Source organism: uncultured Parasphingorhabdus sp., from assembly GCF_963975555.1.
GTDB lineage: Bacteria > Pseudomonadota > Alphaproteobacteria > Sphingomonadales > Sphingomonadaceae > Parasphingorhabdus.
The window spans coordinates 91,770-118,307 of record NZ_CAXBHH010000009.1 but is presented as its reverse complement, the minus strand read 5'-3'; the positions used below and the strand labels follow the sequence as shown (position 1 = coordinate 118,307).

Sequence of the window (26,538 nt, the reverse complement as noted above, 5' to 3'; positions counted from 1 at the left end):
ACAAGACAACAAAAGACCGGACCAACAATGAAACCGGCAATCCAATATGACTATGCAGCGCAGTCGGTGCGGGGCTCGTTCCGGGCCAGCTTCAACACATCCCGTTTGTAGACATCGGGAAAATAACGGACGCCACCGTCATCCGCTCCTTCTGCCGTAAAATAGGCGATGTAGATCGGGATCGGCTTGGTCAGCGACAATTTGGTCGTGGTCCGGTTGGCCAGTATTTCGTCAATCTGCTCTTCGGTTGCCGCACCTTCAAGTAATGTCTTGTCAAAGTCGATGGCGCCGCCAACCCGGATACAGCCGTGGCTGAAGGTTCGCACTGGTTCGGCAAACCGGTTCTTGTTGGGGGTGTCGTGCAGATAGATGCTATAGGGATTGGGCATGACCAGTTTCATCTGCCCGAGCGCATTGTTTGGTCCGGGACGCTGGCGATAACGCCCGTTTTCGAAAACATAACCTTTTTTGCGCGCCGCAGACGGATTGTTGCGCACCATCGATCCGATGCCCTCCGCAACAATTGATGTCGGAATTTCCCACCACGGATTCAGTATCACGCCGCTGACAGTGGCTTCAAAAACCGGCGTCGGAGACTTGGTCTTGCCGACGATGACCGGCCAGGTTTTCAGCTTCGTGTCATTTTCCCACAGCGTCACCTCGAAACTGGCGGCATTTACCAGCAGATATTTGTCACCCATCACGAGCCGCATCCAGCGCCAGCGCTCCATGTTCACCGCCAATGTCGAACGTTTCTCCGCATCCGTTTCTGTTGCATAGGCTGCGCGCAGCACCTGATAATGGGGATTGCGTGGCCGGAGCGCATTGAAATAGGCGGTAAGGTCATTGCGAACCAGTGCCTTCATCAGCAATTGCTGCGTGTCGATATTGCGGTCATCGCTACCGATATTCCATTTCGCCCGGGCCGATGCGGGAGAGCATCCGTCGAGATAGGCCAACATCAGCTCGTTCGCCGCAACGGACGCAAGACGCGACCGGCGAAAAGGATCTGAGGCGGAATTTGGCTGGCTGAAATTGGTAATTGCGCAGTCTTCCAGACCCTCGGATGCGCGTGCATCCACCAGTTGTTGTAATTGTGCAATTTGCGGTTCGGTCCAGATCAGGTGATCCTGTGTATCTTCTTCTGCTTGATCCACTGTTTGCGCAGAGATCGATGTGGACAGCAGAAACCCGCCCAATATTGCTATAAATTTTCTCATGCGATCCTTCTTCAGCCTATTGCCTGCCGCAACAATAGGTATTGATACTTAATCCTGGGTACAGGAAAAATATGCTATGAACGAATGATGAAAAGAAGAAACTTTATCACCGCCGGCCTGCTCGGCATCACCGGCGCCGCTTATGGAATCAGCACCCGATCACAAGCCGCCAGCAAGATTGCCACCCCCTTGCCCGCCCGTCCGAAGATCACACCGCCTCCAGGTCCATCCACTTTGATCGACCGCGCGAAGGCGGCGATGGCTACCCATGTATCATCCTTGCTGCACACAGACAGGATCGGGATTGCCGACTATTCGCTGCATAGCGCCAAGGAGCGTTTCCATATTGTCGACCTGACAAACGGGACCACCCAGTCCTTTCTGGTTGCCCATGGCAAAGGCTCCGATCTGAGGCATACGGGCTGGCTGCAGGAATTTTCCAATATACCCGGATCAGAAGCCTCCTCGGGCGGAAGCTATATCACCAGCGAGACCTATATCGGCAAGCACGGCACATCGCGCCGTCTGAAAGGGCTCGACCCCAGCAACAATATGGCAGAGCCGCGCGCGATCGTGATCCACGGTGCCTGGTATGCTGAACCCGAAATGGTAACATCACATGGAAAACTGGGCCGCAGCCAAGGCTGCTTTGCCTTTTCCGAAAGCGATCTGCCGGTCATATTGGAACGGTTGGGACCGGGTCGCCTTCTCTATGCCGACAAGGTATAGAAGGTAATTTAAGCGCTTTCTTTCCAAGCGCCCTACCAAGCTCGACCTTCCTCAGAAAACTCTCTTGTCCCGCTTTCAGGCGATCTGCGCCCCCCCCTGCCCGCGCCTGCTCCTTGGAGAGCGTTCCCGGCACGGACAGTTGTATTTTCAGGGCGCTTACTGGTCTTCGGGTCGTCTGATCGACGGCCCGAGATCCTCCAGAACCTGGCGGGCATCGAATGCACGGGATTGATCCTTGTCCATGGCCCCGTGGCGCATGACAATTTCCGCTTCCGCCTCGAACCGCTCCACGGTCCGCACGTCGGTATCAAAGGACCAGAACGGATCGCGGCCATAGGGGTGCCAGGTTGACCAGACACCGCTGCGATAATAGCGCCAGTGCGGACGCCAGTTGAGATAGATCGACCCGTAATAGGGTTCGTAGCGAGGGGTACGCTCGACATAGGTTTGGCGATCGGTTTCGGTCGTATGGTCGGTAATGCGGAACCAGTCATATCCGTTCTGAACCGTAAGTTCCGCTGCGCGATATAAGAGATAGCCTTCTACAGTATCGCGGGAAGTCAGCGTATTTCCTGCGAAATGGACACGATACTTAGCATCGCCAAGGCGCGTTTCGGAATATCCACCGGAGATACGCTGGCCCGAGATTTGTGGCTGGTAGGGTGTTGCGGTTGCGCATGCGAACAGCAGCAAGGTCATGAGCAGCGCGCCTGCCTTGGAGACGGGTTTGGTAATCTTAAAATGATCCGGCATTTTCGGTCCTTTTTCTGTCGCCGCTGCAGCGGCCGATAAAGAATGATAGTCGGAACAAGCCGCTCGTTTGTCTTTACGTAATTATTCGTAAGGCCGGTTACTCCGGTCCGTAACAATACCTATCGCCGCCAAACTCCACCCATCCTAGAAAGTCTTCAGATGAATAAACTTATGGGAGACTGACATGCTGGTGCGCAAGGATAGCAAAGTGATTGCGGTTGATGGCTCCCGTATGGCGATGTTCAAGAATATCGGGGAAGCCTTTGCGCCGGTGCTGGAACTGATTGAAGAACATAAAAATCCTTCACTGCGCACTTCGGAACTCGGCACGGACAGGCCTGGACGGAGCTTTCAGAGCAAGTCTCCCAGCCGCGGCGCCCATGAGCAGGTCGATCTGCAACAACAGGAAGAAGACCGCTTTGTTTCGGAAATGGCCCAGCGGATCGAGCAAATCATGTCGGGACCAAATGCAGGCATCATACTGGTAGCCGCCCCGCGCGCGTTGGGGGTTATCCGGAAACATCTCGGCCCTGAAACCAGCGCGCGATTGCTGGCAGAAATTCCAAAGAATTTCGGACCGGAAGACAGCGAACCTCTGGCAAAAATGCTCGCCAAGCACGACGCCTGACAAATTATCGGCGTTGCGGGGATTGCGCCCATAATGACTGATTGAATGTTCCGTTCGCCAAAAATGACGAAATCACAAGCGGGTGGAGACTCCGATCTCCGCCCGCTCGCAAATATACCAGAATACCCGGATCAGCTTGTCGTAGGCATTGCCGTCAGATCAAATTCGAGCAGCATGAGTGTAGGGTCGCCGGGAAAGGATCGCGCCGAAAAGCCCATCTCCTTTTCCAGTTCGATCGCCGCGTGATTTTCACGGGCTTCGATCGACTGAAGTTTCTTGATTCCGCTTTTGCGTGACTGGTCAATCGCATATTTCAGAAAAGTCCAGCTCATCCCGCGATGTTTATAGTCGCTGCGCACGGCAAGGGCGACCTCCGCTTCGGACTTGTCCTCGCTGGCACCCACCATCGCGCTGGCGATGATGGTCTTGTCATCAATATCGAAGGCGAGATAGTCTTCCTTGTGTTCATGATCGACGTCTACCAGATCGTCGAGCAAGGCACCCTGAACTTCCGGGATCGCGGAGAGAAAGCGGAACCGCAGGTCGTCTTTTGAAACATGCGTGAAAAATTCTGCCAAGGCTTCCTTGTCAGATGGTTCGACGGGCCGGACATGAAACTCGAAGCCGGTGCGGGTGGTCAGCGGTATGCTGTTACTCACGACTACCGCATGGTCAGGGCGGATCGGTTCTGCGGGAGTCGGTTGCGTGGAAGATGATTTTGCATCGGACATGGGATTTCCTTTCAAGGAACCAGGGGGAATTTCAAATTTGATGAAACTAATCTAGCCGGTGTCGCGATACGCTCGCCATCCGTAAACCAACGTATCTCTGCAAATATCCGTAATGGTCCCTATTGACTCGGGTGGCGTTTATCCGGTCTGTCAGCAGCCGGCCGTTCCGGCAGTTTTCTCTCCATCCGAGGCATTGATAATGACGCATATAGAAGCATATAAATCCCGGATCAGGACCGCCGCCGAGGCTGTGCAAGGATTAAAGTCCGGAGCGCATATGGCGATGGGCATGGCGACTGCGGAGCCGCCGGCGCTGCTCGGCGCAATCGCCGACATGGCGGAAAATGGCGCTGTAGAGGATCTGAAGCTATGGTATTTCCATTCCATGGATCATGCCGGTGATACGGTGCTGCGGCCTGACCTATTGGGCCGTATCCGTCCACGCTGCATGTTTCTGAGTTCTGTTGACCGGAAATTGCTCAGCACAAAGCAGCCGGGCGAGAAAAGTCCGCTCGAATTTGTTCCGGTAGCGTTCAGCGACTCCCCCCGGCTATTTGAACAAGAAGTGTCGCTCGATCTTTTTGTGACGACCGTTTCGCCGATGGACAAGCATGGCTGGTTCACCTTTGGCACCAGCAACGACTATTCCACCACCGCCGCTCGCAGCGCAAAAAAGCTGGTGGTCGAGGTCAATCCTAATATGCCGCGCGTGTTCGGCGCTTCCCTGCTGCATGTGTCGGAAGTCGATGCGATTGTTGAACACAGCACGCCAATAACCGAGGTTCACCCGCCCGAAATATCGGCGGTAGACGCAAAGGTAGCTGCCATTATCGCGGACATGATCGACGACAGAGCCTGTCTGCAAATGGGCATAGGGGCGCTTCCCGGTGCCGTTTGTGCCTTGCTGCACGATCGCAAGGATCTTGGCATCCATACGGAGCTGATGACCCCTGCCCTGGCCGGGCTTATCCATTGCGGCGCGGTCACCAATCAGGCGAAGACCACCTACCGTGGTCTCAGCGTCTTCACCTTCGCCATGGGTGACCGGGCATTTTACGACTTCCTCGATGACAATCCGGCGTTCCACAGCGCGCCGGTGAATATCGTCAATGATCCCCGCCATATTGCCAAGAACAGGAACGTCGTGTCCGTCAATGCAACGTTGCAGATCGATCTCGGTGGCGCATGCAATTCGGAACATATGATGGGACGGCAATATAGCGGTTCGGGCGGTCAGCTCGACTTCGTGCGCGGCGCTAACGCATCGAAAGGTGGCAAGTCGATCATCGCCTGCCAGTCGACGGCCCGCAACGGCACAGTCTCGCGCATTGTCCCACGGCTGGACGGTCCAGTCACCACCCCGCGCAACGACACACATATCGTGGTCACCGAATATGGCTCGGTCGACCTGAAGGGAAAATCGCTGATCCAGCGCGCGGAAGCGCTGATCGGCCTCGCCCATCCAAAGTTCAGGGACGAATTGGCCAACGGTCTGTAAGGATCGCTCCACATAATTTGCGGCGAAGACCTTCGAAGGAAATACCCTGCCAGCTTATCGTCCGGCCTTGCTATCCGCATAGGATTGCAACAACGGAAACAGAGCAAAAGCGATCTGGCCGGCAAGCCCTATCCGGTTTTCCGGCAAATCAAAGGTCATGAGAAAGTCTGTCATACGGCCCTGTTGCAGGAACACCGCGACCAGAGCCTCGCCGATCATCAAGCAGGAAAATGCAACCAACCCCATAATCAGACGCTCATATGGCTCAGCCGGGACTGTAAATCGTCTGGTCAGGAACCGGCAGAAAAACCAAGAAACGAGAAGTATGAAAGGGAGCTCGACCAGGACCGCAACCACCGGTCCGCTATAGGGGACCAGAAAAAAAATTCGGATCGCGCCTAAAATAAATCCGAGCGCGAACACGCCAAGAAAATAGAGAACGCCAGCTTTCAGAACATTGGCCATGATCCCCTTCTAAATCGACCGAAGCCAGCGAAAACATACGTAAACTCCCTGATATTGTCGCGCGCGCTTTCCCCTTATCATGTCCGTTTTCCAACCGGGGCAATGCGAGCCATTGAAGCATATCATTCTACCCACTTTGCCACATTTTGCTGAAGCAACAGCGCTGGAAAGCACCGGACTATCGGTGGTTTCGCTCACCAAGAAATTCGGCAAAAAGACGGTCTTGCATGATGTTTCGATCGAAGTCCGTCCTTCGGAGGTTGTCGGCCTGCTGGGCCGTGACGGCGCGGGCAAGACGTTGACCTTCTATTCGATCCTCGGGTTATTGCGGATAAACTCGGGGCAGATTATTCTAAATGGCGAAGATATAACCAGATTGCCTCTCGACCAGCGCGCGCTTCGCGGCCTGGGATATCTACCTCAGGAAGCTTCGGTGTTCCGCGGACTGACGGTCGAACAGAATATCATGACTGTGCTCGAACTATTTGAAAAGCATCCGGTTTCGAGGGCGCACAAGCTCGATGAGTTGCTGACTGAGTTTCATATAGACTATGTCCGCAAAACCCCGGCGCGCGCCTTGTCAGGCGGCGAACGACGGCGCTGCGAAATCGCCCGAGCGATGGCAGCCAATCCGGGTATCATGCTGTTCGACGAACCATTTGCCGGGATTGATCCGCTTTCGGTCAGGGATATCAAGGCGATGATTGCCAGTCTGGAGAGGCATAAAGTCGGCATCCTGATCACCGACCAGAATGTACGCGAGATGGTTGATATTCTGGACCGTGTTTATGTCCTGCACGAAGGCCGGATCGTATTCAGCGGGACGCCCGAAGCCATGCTGGACGACAAGATCGTGCGCCATTTATATCTCGGCGAGGAATTTCACGCCACCGCTAGGTAACACTACGGATGGCTTGCCCATCGCCTTTCCGGCATCTCCACGAATAATGATGTGGCGAATGGATTCAGGCGTACCAGTCGGTTCTCCGGACAAACTTCGCGGACAGGTTATCAAATAGGAGAGACAAGATGAAATCCGTGCTGCTTTATGTGAATGACGATTCCGGACTTGATGCACGCTATCAGGCAGCGCTGGATCTGACCCGCGCGCTTGAGGGCCATCTTCATTGCCTGCGCGCCAATCCCTATCAACCGCAAATGGCGTTCGACGGTGTCACCGGCATGTCGGTGATGTACGACATCAGCAGATATGCGCTGGAAGCCGATACGCTGCTGAAGGCGGAAATCGAGAAGCGGCTGGCAGGCGAGGATGTTCCGTGGGATTATCACACAGCCAATGCCGAGCCGGCACGGGGGCTATCGAGAAGCTCTGCTCTGACCGACCTGATCGTGCTCAGTTCTTGCAGCGGCATAAAGGACAATACCGAACCGCTAGGCATTTTGGGGGACGTGGTTTTCAACACCAATATTCCCGTGATTGTCCAGCCTGACAGCCTCAAGAAATTTGATGCAGCCGGTCCGGTTGTGGTTGCCTGGAATGGCAGCTTCGAGGCAGGCAACGCGCTGCGCGCCGCTGTTCCGTTGCTGAAGCTTGCCAGTGATGTGCATATCGTGGTGGTCGAGGAAGACAAGGATCACGACCTGCCGCCTCTGGAAGCGTCGGAATATCTGTCACGGCATGGCATCAAATCCAAAATCCACGAACTTGCGGCCGACAAGTCGTCCGTGCAGGCGGTCCTGCTATCGACCGTCGATGCGCTGAATGCCAGCTATATGGTGATGGGCGCATATGGCCACAGCCGGGCCCGCGAGTTTCTGTTCGGCGGCGTAACGCGCAATCTGTTCCGGGATTGCCCGGTACCGCTGCTCGTCGCCCATTAATCTTGGAAATATAATTTCCGAGAGGAAGATCAGAATGAGTGGAGTAACAATCAAATTTCATGGTGCAGCGGGAACCGTCACCGGTTCCTGCTTTGAAGTCACGGGTGCAGGCAAGACGATACTGGTCGATTGCGGCATGTTTCAGGGCACCCGTTCGCTCGAGGCGTTGAACCATGAAGAATTGCCTTTTGACCCGAAGAAAATCGATGCCGTGCTGTTGACCCATGCACATCTCGATCATAGCGGCAGGCTGGCCTATCTCTATGCCAGCGGTTGCAAGGCCAAAACATATTGCACCGCGCCCAGCGCCGATATCATCAAACCGCTTTTGCAGGATGCCGCCAAGTTACAGGCCGCGGATGCCGAGCGCCGCAACCGCCGGGCGGACCGCGCAGGCCTGCCGCCTTTCATCCCGCTTTATGATGGCAAGGACATTGCCAAATTGCACAAAAATGTCCGTGCCGTCACCTATTGCGAGGAAGTCGGCCTCGGCAACGACGTGTCATTCCGCTTCTGGGATGCGCGCCATATCGTCGGGTCGGCGTCGATTGAAATCAATATCGCCGGTCAGCGGTTGCTGTTCTCCGGCGATGTCGGCCCCGGTCGATCGATCAATTGTACGACCTCTGAAATCGGCGGCTATGATCATGTCATCTGCGAATCCACTTATGGTGACCGGGATCGCGAACTGGTGCTGGTCAGCGAGCGTCGCGAGACACTCGCCCGTCATGTCGAGGAAGTGATGGCGGCAGGCGGCAATCTGCTCATCCCTGCATTCGCTCTGGAACGCACGCAGGCGATACTCGAAGATTTCGATGCACTGTTTGAATCCAAGCGGCTCGCGCCGGTAAATGTTTTTCTGGATTCCCCGCTGGCACAGAAAGTGACCATGGCGGTCATGCGTTACCGCGACAGCGGAACCGACATGTTGAAACGGACCAACATCCGGTTCATCGAGAACACGTCTGAATCGAAGAAGCTCAACCGGATGACGGGAATTGTCATCATTGCCGGATCGGGCATGTGCGAAGGCGGCCGGATAAGACATCATCTGATCCGTAACCTGCCGAACCGGCAATCCCGGGTTTTGCTGTCCGGCTATCAGGTAGGCGGGACATTAGGATCGGTGCTCAGGGACGGAGCCAAGCGGGTTCGCATATCCGGACATGATGTTATCGTGAAAGCGCAGGTTGTGACGCTTGATGGCTATTCCAACCATGCCGACCGCAGCGGACTGGTGGAATGGATCAAGGATCGCACACCGATCAGAGGCTCGCTCTTCCTGGTCCACGGAGACCCGACCGCACTGACAAGTCTCGCTGAAAAAGTGGGAGAAATTCTGGAAATGCCATCCACAATAATTCCGGCTCTGGGCGAAACATGGGAACTGGAACCAGCGAAACCGGCTATCCGCAAATCTGCCGGCCGTTCCGATGCAGCCGACCTGACCGCCTCGCGCGACTGGATATCAAAGCTTGCGGCATTGCGTAACGAAGTGGACAAAAAGATACTGGAACAGCCGACCGTTCAGGATCGCGAGAAAATACTGGCGGCGCTCAAACGAGCGCTCGATAGCGTGCACTGAACAAAGCCCTATTTTCTTTCCCGTACCATCATTACATCTTCCTCTACCCATCCGAGGACCTGCTGCGCATTGCTGCCCAGGGCTGCACGCGACAGCGCGCCGCGGCCATGGGTTCCCAAGACCACCAGATCCGACTTGGTCGCTGCGATCTTACGGAATAGCACGGTCCCCAGATCACCTTTTTCGATTGATCCGTTGACCCGGTCGAAAACCGCATCGGAAATCGCCCGTTTGGCGAGGAAGCGGGTCATCGCTGTCTGTTCTTCGGACTTCACGTCCTGAGCGACCTGATCGGAACTCAACCAAGCACTATAAGGCTCCTGATAGGCATGAACCAAATGAAGTCTGGGATCCGGAAATAATTCGGCAGCAGCGTTCAACGCCTGCAGCGAGCAGTCCGAGAAATCGGTGGCGACCAGAATATTTTTATAAGCATGTTTGGGCCGCCGCTTGACGACCAACACCGGGACAGAAGCGTTTCGGATTATTTGATCGACTGGACTGCCAAGAATGATGTCGCCAATGCTATTGTAGCGTGCGACACCGGTCACGATCAGATCGCATTTCTTTGTCTTTGCCGTTTCGATGACCGTGGTAGCGACATCGCCAAATTTGACCAATATCTCGACATCGACTTTGGTCTTGGGCAATTGATCGGCGATTTTCAACTCGATATCACGGATATTGGTGACGGGATCGTTCGCCAGACCGGGATCCATAACGTAAAGCAGGACCAATTTGACCCGCCATTCCTTTGCCAGCATCAGAGCCCGGTCGAGCGGGCGATCACAACGCGCCGACAGGTCAGTGGCCAGAAGAATTGATCTGTGATTCATGGTCCTGCCTCTACTTTCTATCTCGTCACGATCCTGACTCAAATCGCGGACCACATCGCCGTTCCTCGCCCGGGGGGGTGGGGAAGAAAGAAGACGTGGTCCGCTATCCTGTCACACTCCCTTAGCCGGGGTGGATCGGGATGGTACGGTCAGGAGATATGTTGATGAAAATGGGCCGATTTTTCTCAATTCCCGCTCCTGACCATCAGACTTGCAACCACTGCTCGCCCATTTCGCAATATTATGATGTTCCTCATCGACGCGCGGTATCCGTGATGTTCCTTATGGAATATTACCCCCGCGATCTCTTAGCGAAAATCGTGCGAATACCGGCTTCCAGCCGAAGAGTAATCAGCAAGCTCTTGTTGCCGATCGGTGATTGTTTCGTGGAGCGGACAGAAGAATGGGCGGATTTTGGTGATCGTAACATCTACATATTCGAGCCAACCCGGATCAGACACCGAACAACAGTCGTTGTTCAACCCTTTAATAGAGCTCGGCTTTTACAAAATCCGCCTCTAGTTCGCTGATCAGCAATGGGTTTGACATCCATTTGCTAAGCACTTCGCGTGGCGGAGCGGATTCTGACAGACCGGATCGTTCGGTCAAACCGCGCCAGACTCTTCTTGCTTCATCCTTGTCACCCAGCATTGCGGTCGACAAAATATAGCTTATCTCCAGTCCTGGTGTGGAACCTGGTGCCGAATCCATATATTCTGATGCCAGCTGCTGGGCCGCTTTTGCGTCCCCGCGCCGTAGTTTTTGCATCGCTAAAGTTGCCGCGACCACCAGATCCGCATCGGGATCCATTTGCAAAGCTCTCGTCGAATAAGCTTCGCCTTCCGGCATTCTGCATGCCAGCATGTATAAACCCAAATAGCCCATTATTCTGGAATTTAACGGATTAAGCCGGACGGCACGTTCCCCCCATGCCACACCCCTGCGACAGTCACCGTCAAAAAAGGCGCTTTGCGCAACGGCAAATGTTGCCGAGGCACTGTCATTGTCAAGTTTTGCGGCTTTCAGCGCGAAATCCCTGCTAACGCCCTCAATTTCAAATTGACCACCAAATTCTTCCGATAGACTTTTCGCGACGACAAGCATGCTCATCAGATAGGAGTCATTGGGAAACTGTTCTGCGGAAATCTCCATACATTGCAAAGCAGGTCTCAACAGCGCTTTCTCACGGTATCGTAAAAATTGATGGAATTGCAGCAGGCACGGATATCCGGGTGAATAATCGCCACGATATTTCGACAACTCGTGCTGGGCGACCTTCCCATGGGGACTGGCTATGGCAATGACGGCCTGATCGAGATCATCCTCCAGTGTTTCAATCGTTCCGACATCAATCGGGCTGGACCAGATCACCTCTCTGGTTGCGCTGTCGACGAGACGAAGCTGAATACGATCCGCGGCTTCGTTGAAAATCGAAGATTCGAGCACATATTGGTGGCCATTCGGTCCATTTACATCTTCATCAAAGACCCGCAATTGGTCGAACTTCTTCAGCGCTCCGATAAGATAACTGTGAGTCATCTGGGTTTTTGCACGCGATGAAGAACGGGCAATGTTTTCTGCCCCCTCCACGATGATCGCAGGATAAGAAATTGTTTTTGCCGTTACCGGCGCGGTGTGTTGCAAATAGTAAAATGTCCCAATTGCCGCCAGCATACCGACGACAATAACCGCCCAGATATAATTGCGAACGACCGACAACAAACGGCGAGCAGGGCTCGTTTTGGCATCAGACTGCCCCGTCGAACTACCTTGGCTCACGGTCGGTGAAGCAAGCGATTTCTCAACACGAGCGTCCCCAAGCAAGTGAGACGATGCTTCTACCGGTTTATTGGTTTCCAGAACGATCTCATAATATTGATAAGGTATCGAAAGCCGTTTCTCGCTGGTTTCGCGTAGATAAAAATGGTCGAGCATCCGCCTAAGACGGCCAATCTGCACGCGGGGATAGCTATCAATCTGGGTATCAAACCCATCATCGCGATCCAAAGCGTCGACCGCAATGGTGTAAGCCGTTAGCGGTTTTCTCTCTCCCTGCAATTTATAATCGACCAAAAAACGCAGCAGCTTGCTCATTGTAGGAGAGCGCGCAAATTCGGGACTGCAAAGCAAGCGGTCGCGCTCTAGGCAAAGTTGTAGTTTATCTTCTTCATTCAAAACTGGCAGGGCCCTCTCGCGCTTAGCAACGACCTCCCCTGTTAAATCTGTTCAGAGCAAGTGTAGCGGTCCACTACTACTAACCCGCTTGTAAGTAGATGGTTCCAGAATGTGGAAATAATGTTCGAAATTCAAGAGGGCGACCGATCTTCCGGTGTGCTCAAATCGACAAAGCAACCGAAGATTCCCAGAATCTCACCATCAACACTTATTTGACAGGTGCCACGGGCCAGAACCGGAAGTTCATTGCCATGTTCGGTAACGATACGAGCGCGAAATTCGAAATCCTCACCTTCGTCTAGCGCAAGCTGAACCGCCGCTTCAACCATGGGTCGATCATCCGGATGATAATAATCGATCGCGTTTTCGAGCATCGGATTCCCGAGAGAATGGCGCCGTTCGTGCATGTCAAAAATATAGTCTGACCATCTTACAACATTTGTCGCTACATCAATATGCCAGGATCCAAAGCGACCAACATCTTCCGAAATTTCAAGTGTCAGTTGACAGCGATCAAGATCAAGTTCCGCAGACTTCAAGTCGGCTTTTAGATTTTTCAACCGAAGAACCAAAACGACAATGACTACACACAAGGCCAATGCCAGTGAATATAATAAATAGACTGATAACATAGAGCGACCACATCCCCGCATCACACCGGGATTATTTCCCGTTGTGAGGACCATTAATTTAGCGCTGCAATATTTTTACGCAACAGTCAGCACAATTTGAGTAAATTCATGAACCGGACAATATTGCAAACATGGCTAAAAAATTCTTAATATTGATGTGGTTCCACGATATTTATGCACAACTTATATCGTCACGTATAGCAAAGTCTTTGCCGGCCTAACCAAAAACGAGAATGTAACGGCTCGATTTGATTGAGAATAGCAAAACCAGCGGTATATAAATATTCAACCGACTTGAGATCGGGCGGCTGCCATTTCTTCATCAGACGCGCGCAGCACGATCGTACCTATCGACAATGGGACATTATCGGCATTGCGGATGCTTACCTTGTAGAAAAATTTCGATGTGGCTTTGAACTGAATGAGAGCTTCAGTCGCCGAACCCACTTTATCAATCAAAATCTCTTTATCCAGATCGTCATGTCCGATGACCTGATAAGGCAAAGAATTTGATGCCGGATCAATGGTGTCCGCTATGTCTTCACCGTGATTGAGAGCGACGACATCAGAAGTTTCGATTTTGTCTGCCTTGTAGAAAGTCGATAACCAAATCATCAAATCATCCAAAGGAAGCCGCTGCGAGAACACGATCCCGACGCGATCGGCCGATTGCCACCGAACCGTGCCGCTGATATCCAGCAAATTCGGCACTGAAAGACGCAAGCTTTTACCCATCTCGAAAGAATAGTCTGTTCTTATACAAACACCCGCGGGCGAAATATCACATATATCGGCGTGGATCAGCTGCGAACCCAGATAGAGGTTTATCGGATGTTTCATCGTGATACGGGGCAGACGCGGAACTCGTCCGGACTTGTCAGCGGTTGGTTTGGACAACAGCTTTGCAACATCGATGGGCTCAAAAAACTCGATACCGGCTTGTGACTGGTCGCGCCACCGCACGGCACCGGCCAGTTCCTGATCTTCGCTCAAAATGGCCGACACTTGCTTCCCCAGCTCAAAATCAGAATGCACTTCAAGCATCATCCCGGTGGCGGAGAGATTTTTGATAAAGCCCCACCCTTCTCCGGATTCCGCTCTAATCTTGGCAAGGCGTAGCATCGCAATATGCCGATCCTGTTTCCGCCGATCTGCTGTCGTCAAGACGTCATCGGCAGGCTCCATCGAGAGGGTGACAGCTTGAATCCCATTTTTCATTTACTTCACTTTCATTCTGTAACGTATGGAGAAACGTTCATATTTTTCGTTGACCGGCATCAGCTCACCACGCGGACGAAGCTTGATATGAGTGACATTCTGATCAAATCCCTCCGCATCAGCGACGGGAATATAATCGAAAGTCGTGCCACCATTGCTGGAAAATTCGATTGAATCCGTCAAACTGGCGAGGCCATCAAAGCCGAATTCCAGACCGCTGTCATTGTCGATGAAAGCAGCCGGCCCGGTCCCGGCCTGCGCCAGATCACCCACGAAAAGCGACAGCTGATCGGGGATCGTATCGGTGATGGCAAAGGATGTGGCAGGGGTCGCTTGGTCCAACGGACCCGTCACAGCAACGGAATAGTCGACCAGGGCTCCCGGGACCGCCCGCGGGGCATCACCCGTCCCCACCGGACTAGCAACAATGCTGTTCGACAATGCGATGGCGATATTCTCGCGAGGGCCTGCCTCTGCCAAGGATGGGGCTGGCGCAGCAAAATACGTCAGAGCGATGAGCAACGGGAAAATATGCAGGCGCCGTGTCTCACATAGCTCCCGAGTGCCCGGCCCGGACGTTGGTTCCTCATATTCCACGAGGGATTTCAGCATTAAATTTCCCATATTTTCCTGCTTACTGCAATTCTATCAAGCGCAATTCGCACGATTCAGCAGTGCCTTGTTCAGTCTCGACACCCAATAGATTCGAGCAGTCACGATGTGTCGTGCGCCGCAAGACAGTGAGTCCGTAATTCTGTGATTTGGTTGCGGCCTGCGCTGACGCAATCATGGTGAAAGGCTTGACCACCCGTGCACTTGCTATAGCCGCAGCGCGCCCCTTTCCCTTAACAGTCGGATCCGTCTGCTTTGGTGCCGATGCCAGTGCCGGCAGGCTGCACAAGGTCATGGCAAATAATATAGTGAGCGAAACGAATTTCACGCCACATAATGAGCGCAAAAAATCGACATTCCGTTCTAACAATATTGAGCCGGCTGACTGCATGAAACTCCCCACAACTTATGTGCAAGCGGGAAGCGCTCGGGCGTCTCTCCGATGGTGGAGCGGATAATATTCTTATCCACTCCACCAGGAAATAATCGGTACGATATTGACCAGAATATCGCACCAACGCCGGGGCAACTGTGGTGCTTCATTGGGTTACCACAGACAAGAGCCGAGTTGCCCCACTTGCCCATTCCTTCTGCCTAAACATCGGAATGTTCTGCAGTTAGATACGGCTATTGTTACAGTTTGTTACGGCTTCGTATTCGTAACCCATTATATTTAAACAAATATTTTTATAAACGTGTAACGTTAAGTCGCGAGCATTTACGCTTTCTTCATATAGGTTACCATTTCATTTACCCTCTACCATCTCGGGTGATGGCATTTGAACAAAGCCCGAAGGCAATTTGCCCCGTATCACTAGGTGTATAAAAACAACCGATTACGGAATTTGTTTGAGAGGTGTAAGAACAACTGGATTGTGCGACCATCTTGAATTCGCCGGGACGCCTCGGGCATGTCTTACCGGATTCAACTCACCTCTGCCCGACTATTCGCGACCGCAGCCAGAATGGATTGGGCAAAGCTGTGAAGAGTATCGTCCCGCGCGCCCATGATGACGATACGGTCGCCGGCTCTTGCAATCTCGATTATTCTGTCTCCGCAGTCCTCGCGTGTCGCAAAATATTCGGCCGCACCACCCGCGGCGATTATCGCATCAACGATGGATTCGCTGCCAAGCGTGCGATCGACCGTTCCGCCAAAATATACCGGATCACACAATATGACGCGATCATCGCCGTTGAGATGTTCGCTAAAAACTCCGGCAAGCTCTGCACCCATTTTTTGGATCGGTCCAAATCCATGCGGCTGAAAGAAAGCCACAACCCGGCCAGGAAAAGCCTTCAGGGTCGCAAGCGTCGCAGCGATCTTGTCGGGATTATGACCGAAATCGTCGATCACGCTAATTTCGTTCTCGGTTCCGACGATATCAAATCGGCGCGCCAGGCCGATAAATGTTTCAATCGCCGCTATAGCACGGTCAACCGGCACGCCAATCGCGCAACAAGCCGCAACGGCTGCCAGTGCATTGGCGATATTATGCTTGCCCGGCACTCGCAGAGAGACATGGTGATCTGCGCCATCTGTCCGCAACGTGAAACTGCTGCCAAGAGATTCTTCCTGGACTTGCAGGGCCCGAAAATCCGAATCTTCTGAAAATCCGAAGCTGGTTGATTTTGCCAGACGGCATGAGGCAACCAGCATACGCGATTCTTCGTCATCATGGTTCCAGATCGCGTGCCGAGATTTGGCAATGAAATTTCCGAACAATATTCTCAGCTCTTCGAGGCTCTTGTGATCCAGGCTGACATTGTTGAGCACCGCTATTTCAGGATCGAATAAAGCGATGGAACCATCACTTTCGTCGACTTCGCTAACCATCAAATCGCCGACGCCGACACGAGAGCTCGCAAATGGAGCATCGTCATTGACAAAATTCTTCATCACCGCGCCATTCATGATCGTCGGGTCGCGGCCCGCCTCGGTCAATATCCAGCCGATCATTCCGGTGACTGTCGACTTGCCGCTAGTGCCGCCTACCGCGATGCTACGTTGCACCGCGTTGAAATGCTCTGCCAGAAGTTCAGCCCGTGTCATTCGCTTGCAGCCGAGTGCAATCGCCTGCGCGACATCGGGCACGCTATCTTCAATCGCGGCAGAGGCTATCAATATCTGGCCACCATCGACCAGGCCGCTGCCATCCTGCTGGAACAGCTTGATTCCGCGATCCTGCAGCCATTGGAATTTATCAGCCAGTCGTCCCTGGTCCAGCGCCCGGTCGGACCCTGCGACCCGCGCGCCTGCCGCTTTGACAATCATTGCCAGCGGCAACATTCCGGAACCGCCGATTCCACAAAAATAATAGGATTTGTCTTCACTCATTTTTTCGCGCTATTGCTTCTCGATCTATTTGGCAATGGCGCAAGGAACAAAATCCATCTCTTCATCACTACGCATCGGTATTTGTGCGCCGTCGACCCCTTTTTCACAAGAAGGGGCCGAGCGTGTCATCGCGCTTGCTGCGGTAAGTCATCCGGAAGCGAAATTGATATTCGATGAGCAGTGCTTTTTCGAGCACGGACATTTTGCCGGCAGCGACAAACAGCGGCTCGACAGTTTCGTCGCCCTGGCCAACGATCCGACCATTGACGCCATATGGTTTGCCCGCGGCGGCTATGGTGCCGCACGGATAGCGGAAGCCGCAACCGCTCGTCTGGACAGCAATGCGAAACGCAAGACCTATCTCGGATATAGCGATGCGGGCAATATGCTGGCGGCGCTCTATCGCGCAGGCATCGGTGAAATCGCCCATGGTCCCATGCCGTCTGATATCGGCAGAACCGGCGGCGAGGAAGCCATAGGGAGGGCTCTGGACTGGATCGTGCATAAAAAGCCGGATGCCCTCGAGCCGGACCTGATCCGTGGTCAAAAATATGCTGCCTTCAATTTGATGACTCTCGCGATGATGACCGGAACAAAGCTGATGCCCGATCTGCGAGATCATATTCTGATCATCGAGGAAATATCCGAATATCTATACGCCTTTGATCGCGCGATGTTTCATCTGTGCAGCAATCTGGCGGATCATGGTCTGACCGGAATAAAATTGGGCCGCGTCAGTGATATTCCCGATAATGACCGGCCCTTTGGCGAAGATGCGGAAGCGATTGCCGAGCGATGGTCGCGGCAGAATGGTATCGCCTTCTTAGGCCGGTCCGACATCGGTCACGATGTCCAGAACCGCGTTGTTCCGTTTGGATTGCTCGACATCTGACAAATCAGCCGGAACAGAACGTTCATGTCATTGGCGGCTAGCCTATATTCAAGAGGCTTTTTCCATGTCAACATTGTCCCGTTCGTGGGCGAATTCAGGCACCAGAGATTTGAGCAATGCTACGGCAGCTTTCGGATCCCGACAGTCCATCAAGCGTGCAATAAGCTCATTTAGTACATCTGCCGCAATATAAGATTCATGCGCCTTCATAATTCTTTCATGCTGTGTCGCCTGGGGATCATTTCCGATGATCAATTCTTCATAGAGTTTTTCGCCGGCACGCAACCCAACTTCTACTATCTCAATATCGCCTTCTGGATTGATCTCGTCACGAACCGTCAATCCTGATAACCGGACCATCGTTTCGGCCAAGTCCAGAATCTTCACAGATTTCCCCATATCAAGCACGAACACTTCACCACCTTTGGCCATACCTGCCGCTTGAATAACCAGCTGAGCCGCTTCCGGTATCGTCATGAAATATCGGGTAACGTTGCGATCTGTCAGCGTGATCGGACCGCCCTGCTCGATTTGATTGCGAAACAAAGGCACGACAGAACCGCTAGAACCCAAGACATTGCCAAACCGGACCATGGAAAATTTGGTTGCGCCATTTTTCTCGGCGAAATTTTGAATCACCTGTTCAGCTGCGCGCTTTGACGCGCCCATCACATTGGTCGGCCGCACCGCTTTGTCGGTGCTGATAAGGATAAAATCGCTGACCCGTGCTTCTTCCGCAGCTGCCGCCAAAGTTTGCGTGCCCAATATATTATTGCGAATGCCTTCTATGGGATTAGCCTCGACAAGCGGCACATGCTTATATGCTGCCGCATGGAACACGGTATCCGGCTTCCACAGCGTGAATATTTCCCGTAGCCTGACTGCATCAACAACCGAACCCAGAACCGGTATCAACTCCAGCTTTGTTTTGCCTTCCGTAACCAGCAATTCCTGCAGTTCTTTTTCGATCTGGTAGAGCGAATATTCGGACAGATCCAATAATATCAGGCGATGGGCTCCCGACTTCGCGATCTGGCGGCAAAGCTCCCCGCCGATAGACCCGCCTGCCCCTGTCACCAAAACTGTCTTGCCGACGATCGTCCGCCCGAACAATAATTCATTCGGCCTCACAGGCTCGCGACCAAGCAGGTCTTCGATCTCGAGTTCTCGAATATCACTGAAGGAAACCTTACCGGCTATGATTGCCTTCATATCCGGCAATGTCTGGACGTGAACTTTAAAGGCGCGAATCTGGTCGACAATTTTGCGTCGTTTTTTCCGGTTTATTGTCGGCAAGGCCAACAAGATATCCGTAATCTCCCTTTTCTTGATCAGTTCCGGCAGATGCTCGCTCCAGAAAACCTTATATCCATCCAGTCTTTGACCATCGAGCCGCCGATCATCATCGACATAACCACATAATCGCATGCCGGGTTCAGACCGCATAGAGGCTGCGAGTTGTTGTCCGGCGCTACCGGCACCATAAATCAGAACATTTTTAACCTCCCCCGCAAAGCGATTGCGGCCAAGAATATCGATCATCAGATATCGTGCCGCGACTCTGACAAAGCCGACGAGGATGAAAAACACTACGGGTTGGATAACCCCGATGGTACGCGGCACGCCGTCCAGCCCGACCACCACGAATATAAATGCGACCAGCACAGAATATATCGCAAAAGCGCGGACCAAAGTTTTCATCATTCCGGTGCCCGCGTAACGAAAAATCGCGCGATAAACGCCACTCAGAACAAAGACGGGGACCATCGTCAAAAGGCAGACCAGCAGGATTTTCTGGACGGCAATATCCCACAACACCCACACACCAATGCGAAGAGAATAGGCGATCCAGATCGACTGCACGCACAGTAGAATGTCGAGCAGGAACACGATCGCCTTTTTCTTCCAGCGTGCCAGCCGGGCAATTCTCTCTAATAACAATGTGATAGCAGTTGTGATATTTTCGATCATTTACTTCTCAAAGCTGGCATTCCGTTTACAGACATATGACGCTAAATGGCGTATTTATCGATCAGAATCGAATAGGCCAAGCATTTTAAAAATACTTGTCTATCCGTTAATTGTCATGATCTGCTGATGTTGGGCTTGAAACATCATGCCTTCCGAATGCTGTTTAAAGATACATTCACATAGTCTGCTGTAAAAGGCGATCTAACATAATCTGGCTGCGACGAACTTGACCTAGATTAGCCTACGGGCCACAAGCCGCCAGATTTTTCATGATTAGACGCCAAATATTCAAGGGAATTTAATGAAAATTGCAATGATAGGTTCTGGCTATGTTGGCCTCGTTTCGGGCGCCTGTTTCGCTGATTTCGGCCATGATGTGGTTTGCGTCGACAAAGATGAAAACAAAATAGCGGACCTCGACAAGAATATCATGCCGATTTTCGAGCCTGGGCTCGCCGATCTGGTCAAACGCAATGTTGATGCGGAACGGCTGTCCTTTTCGACCGATCTGGGCGATTCGGTAAAAGACTGTGACGCAATTTTTATCGCCGTGGGGACCCCTTCCCGCAGAGGCGATGGCCATGCTGACCTGAGCTATGTCTACGCGGCCAGCGAAGAAATCGCGGATGCCATTACAAAACGGACTGTGATCATAACCAAATCGACCGTGCCCGTGGGAACTGGGGACGAAGTTGAGCTTATACTCGAGAAGAAGCAACCCCGCGAGCAGTTTGCCGTGGTTTCCAATCCCGAGTTCCTGCGTGAGGGCGCCGCCATCCGTGATTTCAAACAGCCCGACCGTATCGTCATCGGTACAGAAGATGACTGGGCGAAAGATGTGATGACCGAAATTTACCGTCCGCTGTTCCTGAATGAGTCACCAATATTGTTTACTGGACGGCGCACCGCGGAGCTGATCAAATATGCCGCGAATGCATTTCTCGCGACAAAGATCACGTTCATCAATGAAATCGCCGATTTATGCGAGAAAGTTGGCGCCGACGTCCAGGAAGTTTCCCGTGGGATCGGTCTCGACAACCGGATCGGATCGAAATTCCTTCACGCGGGCCCAGGATATGGCGGCAGCTGTTTTCCCAAAGACACGCTGGCTTTGATGAAAACGGCACAGGACAATGATAGTCCGGTTCGCATCGTCGAAGCGGTGGTACAAGTAAATGACCAGCGCAAACGCGCCATGGGCCGCAAGGTAATTCATGCTCTCGGCGGTGAAGCACGCGGTAAAAAAGTGGCTTTGCTCGGCCTCACATTCAAGCCCAATACCGACGACATGAGAGATGCGCCTTCGATCGCTATCGCGCAAACATTGATCGACGGTGGAGCTGAAGTGACTGCTTATGATCCTGAGGGCATGAAATTGGCAAAAGAGATCATGCCGGAAGTCGAGATGACAAATAGCAGCTACAATGCTGCAAAAGATGCGGATGCGGTTGTCATCGTGACTGAATGGGATGCATTTCGCGCGCTGGATCTTGAGAAACTCGCGCAAGTCATGAAAGGCAACGTGCTGGTCGACTTGCGAAATATTTACAATCCCGTGGAAGTTGCGCAAATCGGTTTGGCATATACGAGCGTCGGGCGAAACCAGTGAATCTTGATATCACGTCATGAAGCTGAAACGAAAATTCGTTGAAAAGCCATGGGGTCAGGAAATATTGCCTGATATATTTGGTGCCGTAAATGGAAAGAAAATCGGAGAAATCTGGTTTGAAGCTCCGAAAGCTATTACGCTTCAACTCATGACCAAATATCTTTTCACGAGTGAGAAGCTATCGATTCAAGTGCATCCCAACGACCGGCAGGCACGCCGGCTTGGCTTGCCGCACGGCAAAGCAGAATGCTGGTATATACTGGATGCAAAACCGGATGCCGTATTGGGCCTGGGTTTGAAAAAGCCCGTCAGCGCTACCAAGCTAAGAACCGCGGCAATATTGGGAGAGATAGAGCAGCTCATAGAATGGAAGCCAGCCAAAAAAGGTGACTTCTATTATGTTCCGCCGGGAACGATCCATGCGATTGGCCCCGGCATTTCAGCAGTAGAAATCCAGCAGAATATCGATGTTACCTATCGCATTTACGACTACGGGCGTCCGCGCGGACTTCACCTCGAGGAAGCGATGGCGGCAGTCAAGCTATCACCTTATGACCCGAAATATAATCCAGAAATTCCAACAGATGAATCGTCCCGCATCCCCGCGGGCTCCGCATTTGAATTATTCCAGATTGTCGGTACCGACGACGAGATATTGCCTCAAACTGGAAGCAAGGAATGGCAAGTCATCCCCTTGGAGGGATCTGCCAATGTTCGCGGAAAGCTGATCAAGGCTGGCGAATGTGGTATATGCCCGCAATCGTCTGATATAGATTTCTCCAAGAATAAAAAATCCCTTGTCGCCTGCATAATGCCGTGAGATCCTGATCATGCCGCAAACAACACTCATTACACCGGTCATATTGTCCGGTGGTTCCGGGACCCGGTTATGGCCACTCTCCACTCAAGAGAAGCCAAAGCAATTCCTGAACCTTCTTGGTCCGCTCAGTATGTTCCAGCTAACGTTTCAACGCTGCGCCGAAACCTCTGTCTATCGCAGTCCGATCATTGTCGGCGCTTCCAGCCACGCCAAGATCATGCAGGAACAGATGCAGGAGATAGGCGCGACACCCAGCGCGATCATATTGGAGCCCTGTGCCCGCAATACGGCACCCGCGATTGCGCTAGCCGCACTCGCCGCCGAGAACCCGACCGATTTATTGCTGGTAATGCCGAGCGATCATATCATCAAAAATGTCCCGGCTTTTCAAAAGGCGGTGCAGGATTCCATTTCGGTCGCGCAAGCCCGCTGGTTGGTGACATTCGGCATCGAACCCACCGGACCGGCAACGGGTTATGGGTATATCCAGCAGGGCGACAAGATTGTCGGAAGCACCCGCAGTCTCGCCGCAAAAAGATTTGTCGAGAAACCCAATCAGGAAAAAGCCGAGAAAATGCTCGCGGATGGCGGCTATTTCTGGAACGCGGGGATATTCCTGTTTCGGGCAGACGCCTATCTGGCCGCCATGGAAGAACATTCACCTGAGATGCTCGCGGCTTGTAGATCAGCGATGAGCGGCAAACGAACGGAGAACGGGATTCATTATCCTGATCCCGATGCATTTTCCTCAGCACCATCGGATTCCATTGACTATGCGATCATGGAAAAAGCGGAAAAGATTGCGGTCACCCCCGTCAATCCTGGATGGTCAGATGTGGGTAGCTGGGATTCTCTGTTCGAGATATCCGACAAGGATCCAAATTCGAATGTCATCTTCGGCAGAGCCGAAACAATCGATTCAAGCAACAACCTGATCCACAGTCACGACCTGGAAGTCGCCGTTCTTGGCGTAGAAAATCTGATTATCGTAACCCATGGAACCAAGGTCGTAATTTTACCCCGCGGGCAATCTCAGGATGTAAAAAAAATGGCACAGAAGCTTGAAGAGAACAACTAGCCTGAAGGTTTCCCCTCTTCCGAAGCATCAGAATTCCGATTAATATCGACCTTCCCGGTTAACCAATGCGGCCAGAATTTTGCAATTAACAAGAGCGTTGATGGCAAGAGCAAGGTATTCCAGATATCTCGAATTGCTTCGTCATAATATATCTGCTTTTCAACCAAGACCTCGGCTATAAAAATATAGTCGCTATATTCATTGCCCAGTGCAACTGCAGCCACGCATAACCACGGGATTAGGCTCGCAAGCGACCGACGACAGAATAATGCAGCGGTCAATTGGACCCCGACACCCGCGTAGATATGCAGGGAGTCGCGATCCAGCCCGGTTGACAATTCCATCCAGTTTTTAAGTTCGTACCATTGCATGAAAATCCGATTGGTCTAGCCGAAAGCAGGGGTCAATGCTTTTCGGATCGTCAACACGTTATTAGCCGAACTTATCTTTCCAGGGGAAGCCGGTTGCAATCGGTATGGCGAGAAAGACTATCGAGAGAGCAATTGGATAAGCGTAGAAAAACAATCCGTCTAACAATGAATAGGCAAACATTGTCGTAAAGCCCATCACCGACAAAAGCTTCACATATGATGGACTTCTCGCCGTGAAAAACGCTGCGTAAACCGCCAGCCCGATCAATACCAGAAAAGACAGACCGCCAATCATTCCCCAGTCAAACAAAAACTGGAGAATGCTGTTGTGTGGATGTTTGAAGACCCCAGCGGCATTCCTGCTGACAAACTGAAACTGGAAGGGGCCGTATCCGACCAGTGGCCGCTGAACAATCAATTCCCACGCCTCCACCCAAAAGCTCAGTCGTCCGGAGGAAAATTCAGCCGTACCTGGGCTTGTATTCCAAAATCTCTGTAAAGCGCCAAAGGCACCGTGTTGTGGCAAAGGTGCAAGAATGGATAAAATGGCACCGGAAATTGCTGCAAAAGCGGCTCTTGACAAAAACCGGATGGATCGCATTTCGGAAAAGCAGACAAGACAAACCACAAATGCGACCAATATTCCGAATACCGCCCCCCGGGAGCCTAGCCACAGCAGCAATGCGGAGTTCACAATTATGAGCAGCATGTGCGTTTTCACGAATTCCGACGGCTTGGCAGCTATACTGGCTAGGCTGATCGCAATGGCTGGCGCAAAAATATACCCAGTATGTCTAATATTGGCGAAGCCCGGTAGATAGGAAACCCACTCTATATCGCCATCAAGCCCCTTGGCATTGGCAAATACATATACGACCAATCCAGCAACTGCGGCGGCTGTCGACAATATGATTGTCAGTTTTTCAAGGAGAAGCGCTTCGAGCCCAGTGTCCCGGACCAGATAAAGGATCGCTATGGCAAAGAGCAGATGCACAAACCAGATACCTGCCCCCAGAATCGCTACCCCGGGATTGGCATCCGCAAAAAAAGTCGAAATGCATAAAAGCAGCAACCAAGAGCTGAGGGATATCTGAGCAGAAAGTGGTAGATTGCCAATAAATTTGGTGAAACTCAGACCTCGCACAACCGCAACGACACATATGGCGATTTCTACATAAAGCGCAGGCAAAAAGAACAGTCGTGCCGTGCTTTGCCAGTCGGAGAAACTACCATCCCAGGAGGTCAGGAAGGCTACATGAAAAAGAGGCAACATAAAAATGGCCGCAATGCATATGAAGGCGGCATGCGATGACAGCACTTTTCCGACCGGCTTTCCCGGTAATTTCTGACTTTCAATCAACTTTTTGAACTCCCGGAAACCCTTCAAGTCCCAGTAATAATGAGTGACCTCTACCTATTTATAGTTAACAGGAACTTATCGAAACATATTACTCTTCGGGTGCAACCAGACATCACCGGATCGCCTCTCGGACAAAGATGGAAAATCTTGGTTTGCCAAACTGCACCGAAGGAAAATTCCGCTGTCCTTTCCAGATCAGTTTGCACAGCGTCTCGCATTGGATATAGCGCCAACATGACACAGATAAAATTTCGCCCTCGCCGATCCTGCCTGTACATGCCGGCGTCCAACGAACGTGCGCTGGAGAAGGCAAAAACCCTTGCCGCCGACACAATTATTTTTGATCTCGAGGATGCGGTAGCCCCGGATGCCAAGGAAGCCGCCCGGGAGCGAGCCTGTGCGGCGCTGCAGTCCGATGAATATGGCGACCGTGAACTGGTCGTGCGGATCAATGCGATGGATACGCCCTGGTTCGCTAAGGACCTCAAACAAGCGTGCCTGAGCCAAGCCGATGCCGTTCTGGTGCCGAAAATATTGAGCGCAGATGACATTATCCAGATCAATCGTTCGATCGACGAACTGGGCACAGGCCTCACCACCAAATTGTGGGCTATGATCGAGATGCCGCAGGCAATATTGAATCTGGGAGACATTGCCGCGCTTGGCCCGAACACCCGACTGACCAGCTTTGTCATGGGCTTCAATGATCTGGCGAAAGAAATGCGGGCAGTCCATAATCGCTCTATTTTCGGTCCGGTCATGATCCAGTCGGTCATCGCCGCACGAGCTTATGGCATCAACATTATCGACAGCGTCTACAATGACTTCAACGATCCCGTTGGTCTTGAAAGCGAATGTCTGGAAGCCAGAAAGCTTGGTTTTGACGGCAAGTCGCTGATACATCCGGTGCAGATCGAGACTGCGAACCGGATCTTTGCCCCGGATGCGGAGGCGATTGCCGAGGCCGAAGCGATCATCGCGGCCTTTAAAGACCCAGTCAACGCCGGCAAAGGCGTGATTGTCGTTGACGGGAAGATGACGGAGTTGCTGCATCTCAAACAGGCGAAACAGCTGGTCGCGACCGCTGAAGCAATCGGCGCTTTGGGAAAATAGCCGGTTCACCCTCGACAAGTCGTCAAGAAACCGTTTAAGTGGTCGATTGAAATGGATTTGAC

Annotated in this window: 24 protein-coding genes; 11 read left to right on the top strand and 13 right to left on the bottom strand. The window is 52.4% G+C overall.

Annotation, left to right across the window (positions count from 1 at the left end):
- Positions 1–50: 50 nt before the first annotated feature.
- Positions 51–1,220 (bottom strand): L,D-transpeptidase family protein, encoded by a 1,170-nt coding sequence (locus AAC060_RS14990; RefSeq protein WP_339827687.1) that lies wholly within the window; start codon positions 1,218–1,220, stop codon positions 51–53.
- Between the two features lie 84 nt (positions 1,221–1,304).
- On the opposite strand from AAC060_RS14990, the gene AAC060_RS14985 reads away from it, so the two are divergent.
- On the top strand, positions 1,305–1,949 hold the full coding sequence (locus AAC060_RS14985) for a murein L,D-transpeptidase catalytic domain family protein (RefSeq protein ID WP_339827685.1): 645 nt from the start codon (positions 1,305–1,307) through the stop codon (positions 1,947–1,949).
- A 156-nt stretch (positions 1,950–2,105) separates the two neighbouring features.
- On the opposite strand, the gene AAC060_RS14980 is transcribed toward AAC060_RS14985, so the two are convergent.
- Positions 2,106–2,702, bottom strand: a complete 597-nt coding sequence (locus tag AAC060_RS14980) for a hypothetical protein (RefSeq protein ID WP_339827683.1) — start codon at positions 2,700–2,702, stop codon at positions 2,106–2,108.
- Positions 2,703–2,886: 184 nt separating this feature from the next.
- Here AAC060_RS14980 and AAC060_RS14975 point away from each other — a divergent pair, with 184 nt between their 5' ends.
- Complete coding sequence (locus AAC060_RS14975; RefSeq protein WP_339827681.1) at positions 2,887–3,330, top strand: host attachment protein; 444 nt, start codon at positions 2,887–2,889, stop codon at positions 3,328–3,330.
- A gap of 131 nt (positions 3,331–3,461) precedes the next feature.
- On the opposite strand, the gene AAC060_RS14970 is transcribed toward AAC060_RS14975, so the two are convergent.
- Positions 3,462–4,061, bottom strand: a complete 600-nt coding sequence (locus AAC060_RS14970; protein WP_339827679.1) for a GNAT family N-acetyltransferase — start codon at positions 4,059–4,061, stop codon at positions 3,462–3,464.
- Between the two features lie 199 nt (positions 4,062–4,260).
- On the opposite strand from AAC060_RS14970, the gene AAC060_RS14965 reads away from it, so the two are divergent.
- A complete protein-coding gene (locus tag AAC060_RS14965) occupies positions 4,261–5,559 on the top strand; it encodes an acetyl-CoA hydrolase/transferase C-terminal domain-containing protein (RefSeq protein ID WP_339827677.1) in 1,299 nt (432 codons plus the stop codon).
- 54 nt (positions 5,560–5,613) lie between these two features.
- Here AAC060_RS14965 and AAC060_RS14960 read toward each other — a convergent pair whose 3' ends face one another.
- Positions 5,614–6,024, bottom strand: coding sequence for a hypothetical protein (locus AAC060_RS14960; RefSeq protein ID WP_339827675.1), 411 nt, complete (start codon positions 6,022–6,024; stop codon positions 5,614–5,616).
- 112 nt (positions 6,025–6,136) lie between these two features.
- Between AAC060_RS14960 and lptB the strand changes: the two genes are divergently transcribed.
- The 3 genes from lptB (at position 6,137) to AAC060_RS14945 (ending at position 9,451) form a co-directional block, all read left to right on the top strand.
- Positions 6,137–6,925, top strand: coding sequence for an LPS export ABC transporter ATP-binding protein (gene lptB, locus AAC060_RS14955; protein WP_339827673.1), 789 nt, complete (start codon positions 6,137–6,139; stop codon positions 6,923–6,925).
- Between the two features lie 128 nt (positions 6,926–7,053).
- A complete protein-coding gene (locus tag AAC060_RS14950; protein ID WP_339827671.1) occupies positions 7,054–7,866 on the top strand; it encodes a universal stress protein in 813 nt (270 codons plus the stop codon).
- A gap of 34 nt (positions 7,867–7,900) precedes the next feature.
- The gene (locus tag AAC060_RS14945; RefSeq protein WP_339827668.1) at positions 7,901–9,451 is read left to right on the top strand and encodes an MBL fold metallo-hydrolase; all 1,551 of its coding nucleotides are present in this window, start codon (positions 7,901–7,903) and stop codon (positions 9,449–9,451) included.
- A gap of 8 nt (positions 9,452–9,459) precedes the next feature.
- On the opposite strand, the gene AAC060_RS14940 is transcribed toward AAC060_RS14945, so the two are convergent.
- The 6 genes from AAC060_RS14940 to AAC060_RS14915 form a co-directional block, all read right to left on the bottom strand.
- Complete coding sequence (locus tag AAC060_RS14940; RefSeq protein ID WP_339827666.1) at positions 9,460–10,287, bottom strand: universal stress protein; 828 nt, start codon at positions 10,285–10,287, stop codon at positions 9,460–9,462.
- A gap of 486 nt (positions 10,288–10,773) precedes the next feature.
- Complete coding sequence (locus AAC060_RS14935; RefSeq protein WP_339827663.1) at positions 10,774–12,462, bottom strand: hypothetical protein; 1,689 nt, start codon at positions 12,460–12,462, stop codon at positions 10,774–10,776.
- Positions 12,463–12,593: 131 nt separating this feature from the next.
- Positions 12,594–13,148, bottom strand: a complete 555-nt coding sequence (locus AAC060_RS14930; RefSeq protein WP_339827661.1) for a PAS domain-containing protein — start codon at positions 13,146–13,148, stop codon at positions 12,594–12,596.
- A 231-nt stretch (positions 13,149–13,379) separates the two neighbouring features.
- Positions 13,380–14,312 carry a PilZ domain-containing protein gene (locus AAC060_RS14925; RefSeq protein WP_339827659.1) on the bottom strand — a complete coding sequence of 311 codons (933 nt, stop codon included), beginning with the start codon at positions 14,310–14,312 and terminating at the stop codon, positions 13,380–13,382.
- Complete coding sequence (locus AAC060_RS14920; RefSeq protein ID WP_339827656.1) at positions 14,313–14,924, bottom strand: hypothetical protein; 612 nt, start codon at positions 14,922–14,924, stop codon at positions 14,313–14,315.
- Between the two features lie 925 nt (positions 14,925–15,849).
- The gene (locus AAC060_RS14915; protein ID WP_339827653.1) at positions 15,850–17,262 is read right to left on the bottom strand and encodes a Mur ligase family protein; all 1,413 of its coding nucleotides are present in this window, start codon (positions 17,260–17,262) and stop codon (positions 15,850–15,852) included.
- A 34-nt stretch (positions 17,263–17,296) separates the two neighbouring features.
- Between AAC060_RS14915 and AAC060_RS14910 the strand changes: the two genes are divergently transcribed.
- Entirely contained in the window at positions 17,297–18,154 is an 858-nt protein-coding gene (locus AAC060_RS14910; RefSeq protein ID WP_339827649.1) for an LD-carboxypeptidase, read from the top strand.
- Positions 18,155–18,202: 48 nt separating this feature from the next.
- On the opposite strand, the gene AAC060_RS14905 is transcribed toward AAC060_RS14910, so the two are convergent.
- Positions 18,203–20,125 carry a nucleoside-diphosphate sugar epimerase/dehydratase gene (locus AAC060_RS14905; protein WP_339827646.1) on the bottom strand — a complete coding sequence of 641 codons (1,923 nt, stop codon included), beginning with the start codon at positions 20,123–20,125 and terminating at the stop codon, positions 18,203–18,205.
- 301 nt (positions 20,126–20,426) lie between these two features.
- On the opposite strand from AAC060_RS14905, the gene AAC060_RS14900 reads away from it, so the two are divergent.
- The 3 genes from AAC060_RS14900 (at position 20,427) to AAC060_RS14890 (ending at position 23,632) form a co-directional block, all read left to right on the top strand.
- Entirely contained in the window at positions 20,427–21,734 is a 1,308-nt protein-coding gene (locus AAC060_RS14900; RefSeq protein ID WP_339827644.1) for a UDP-glucose/GDP-mannose dehydrogenase family protein, read from the top strand.
- Between the two features lie 148 nt (positions 21,735–21,882).
- Entirely contained in the window at positions 21,883–22,554 is a 672-nt protein-coding gene (locus AAC060_RS14895; protein ID WP_339827641.1) for a class I mannose-6-phosphate isomerase, read from the top strand.
- Between the two features lie 10 nt (positions 22,555–22,564).
- A complete protein-coding gene (locus AAC060_RS14890; RefSeq protein WP_339827638.1) occupies positions 22,565–23,632 on the top strand; it encodes a mannose-1-phosphate guanylyltransferase/mannose-6-phosphate isomerase in 1,068 nt (355 codons plus the stop codon).
- On the opposite strand, the gene AAC060_RS14885 is transcribed toward AAC060_RS14890, so the two are convergent.
- Together AAC060_RS14885 and AAC060_RS14880 are read right to left on the bottom strand one after the other, a co-directional pair.
- Positions 23,629–24,003, bottom strand: a complete 375-nt coding sequence (locus tag AAC060_RS14885) for a hypothetical protein (protein WP_339827635.1) — start codon at positions 24,001–24,003, stop codon at positions 23,629–23,631. The two genes, AAC060_RS14890 and AAC060_RS14885, sit on opposite strands and share 4 nt — an antisense overlap.
- Positions 24,004–24,064: 61 nt before the next feature.
- Positions 24,065–25,363: an O-antigen ligase family protein gene (locus tag AAC060_RS14880; protein ID WP_339827632.1), complete on the bottom strand. Its 1,299-nt coding sequence runs from the start codon at positions 25,361–25,363 to the stop codon at positions 24,065–24,067.
- Positions 25,364–25,597: 234 nt separating this feature from the next.
- On the opposite strand from AAC060_RS14880, the gene AAC060_RS14875 reads away from it, so the two are divergent.
- On the top strand, positions 25,598–26,476 hold the full coding sequence (locus tag AAC060_RS14875; RefSeq protein ID WP_339827629.1) for a CoA ester lyase: 879 nt from the start codon (positions 25,598–25,600) through the stop codon (positions 26,474–26,476).
- Positions 26,477–26,538 lie beyond the last annotated feature (62 nt).

Excerpts from the sequence above, each read along its gene's own strand:
- AAC060_RS14875 (WP_339827629.1), top strand. The coding sequence starts at position 25,598 with ATGACACAGATAAAATTTCGCCCTCGCCGATCCTGCCTGTACATGCCG.
- AAC060_RS14940 (WP_339827666.1), bottom strand. The coding sequence starts at position 10,287 with ATGAATCACAGATCAATTCTTCTGGCCACTGACCTGTCGGCGCGTTGT.
- AAC060_RS14885 (WP_339827635.1), bottom strand. The coding sequence starts at position 24,003 with ATGCAATGGTACGAACTTAAAAACTGGATGGAATTGTCAACCGGGCTG.
- AAC060_RS14910 (WP_339827649.1), top strand. The coding sequence starts at position 17,297 with ATGGCGCAAGGAACAAAATCCATCTCTTCATCACTACGCATCGGTATT.
- AAC060_RS14980 (WP_339827683.1), bottom strand. The coding sequence starts at position 2,702 with ATGCCGGATCATTTTAAGATTACCAAACCCGTCTCCAAGGCAGGCGCG.
- AAC060_RS14915 (WP_339827653.1), bottom strand. The coding sequence starts at position 17,262 with ATGAGTGAAGACAAATCCTATTATTTTTGTGGAATCGGCGGTTCCGGA.
- AAC060_RS14970 (WP_339827679.1), bottom strand. The coding sequence starts at position 4,061 with ATGTCCGATGCAAAATCATCTTCCACGCAACCGACTCCCGCAGAACCG.
- AAC060_RS14920 (WP_339827656.1), bottom strand. The coding sequence starts at position 14,924 with ATGCTGAAATCCCTCGTGGAATATGAGGAACCAACGTCCGGGCCGGGC.
- AAC060_RS14895 (WP_339827641.1), top strand. The coding sequence starts at position 21,883 with ATGACCAAATATCTTTTCACGAGTGAGAAGCTATCGATTCAAGTGCAT.
- AAC060_RS14890 (WP_339827638.1), top strand. The coding sequence starts at position 22,565 with ATGCCGCAAACAACACTCATTACACCGGTCATATTGTCCGGTGGTTCC.
- AAC060_RS14945 (WP_339827668.1), top strand. The coding sequence starts at position 7,901 with ATGAGTGGAGTAACAATCAAATTTCATGGTGCAGCGGGAACCGTCACC.
- AAC060_RS14965 (WP_339827677.1), top strand. The coding sequence starts at position 4,261 with ATGACGCATATAGAAGCATATAAATCCCGGATCAGGACCGCCGCCGAG.
- AAC060_RS14900 (WP_339827644.1), top strand. The coding sequence starts at position 20,427 with ATGAAAATTGCAATGATAGGTTCTGGCTATGTTGGCCTCGTTTCGGGC.
- AAC060_RS14975 (WP_339827681.1), top strand. The coding sequence starts at position 2,887 with ATGCTGGTGCGCAAGGATAGCAAAGTGATTGCGGTTGATGGCTCCCGT.
- AAC060_RS14990 (WP_339827687.1), bottom strand. The coding sequence starts at position 1,220 with ATGAGAAAATTTATAGCAATATTGGGCGGGTTTCTGCTGTCCACATCG.
- AAC060_RS14905 (WP_339827646.1), bottom strand. The coding sequence starts at position 20,125 with ATGATCGAAAATATCACAACTGCTATCACATTGTTATTAGAGAGAATT.
- AAC060_RS14925 (WP_339827659.1), bottom strand. The coding sequence starts at position 14,312 with ATGAAAAATGGGATTCAAGCTGTCACCCTCTCGATGGAGCCTGCCGAT.
- AAC060_RS14960 (WP_339827675.1), bottom strand. The coding sequence starts at position 6,024 with ATGGCCAATGTTCTGAAAGCTGGCGTTCTCTATTTTCTTGGCGTGTTC.
- AAC060_RS14950 (WP_339827671.1), top strand. The coding sequence starts at position 7,054 with ATGAAATCCGTGCTGCTTTATGTGAATGACGATTCCGGACTTGATGCA.
- AAC060_RS14930 (WP_339827661.1), bottom strand. The coding sequence starts at position 13,148 with ATGGTCCTCACAACGGGAAATAATCCCGGTGTGATGCGGGGATGTGGT.
- AAC060_RS14985 (WP_339827685.1), top strand. The coding sequence starts at position 1,305 with ATGATGAAAAGAAGAAACTTTATCACCGCCGGCCTGCTCGGCATCACC.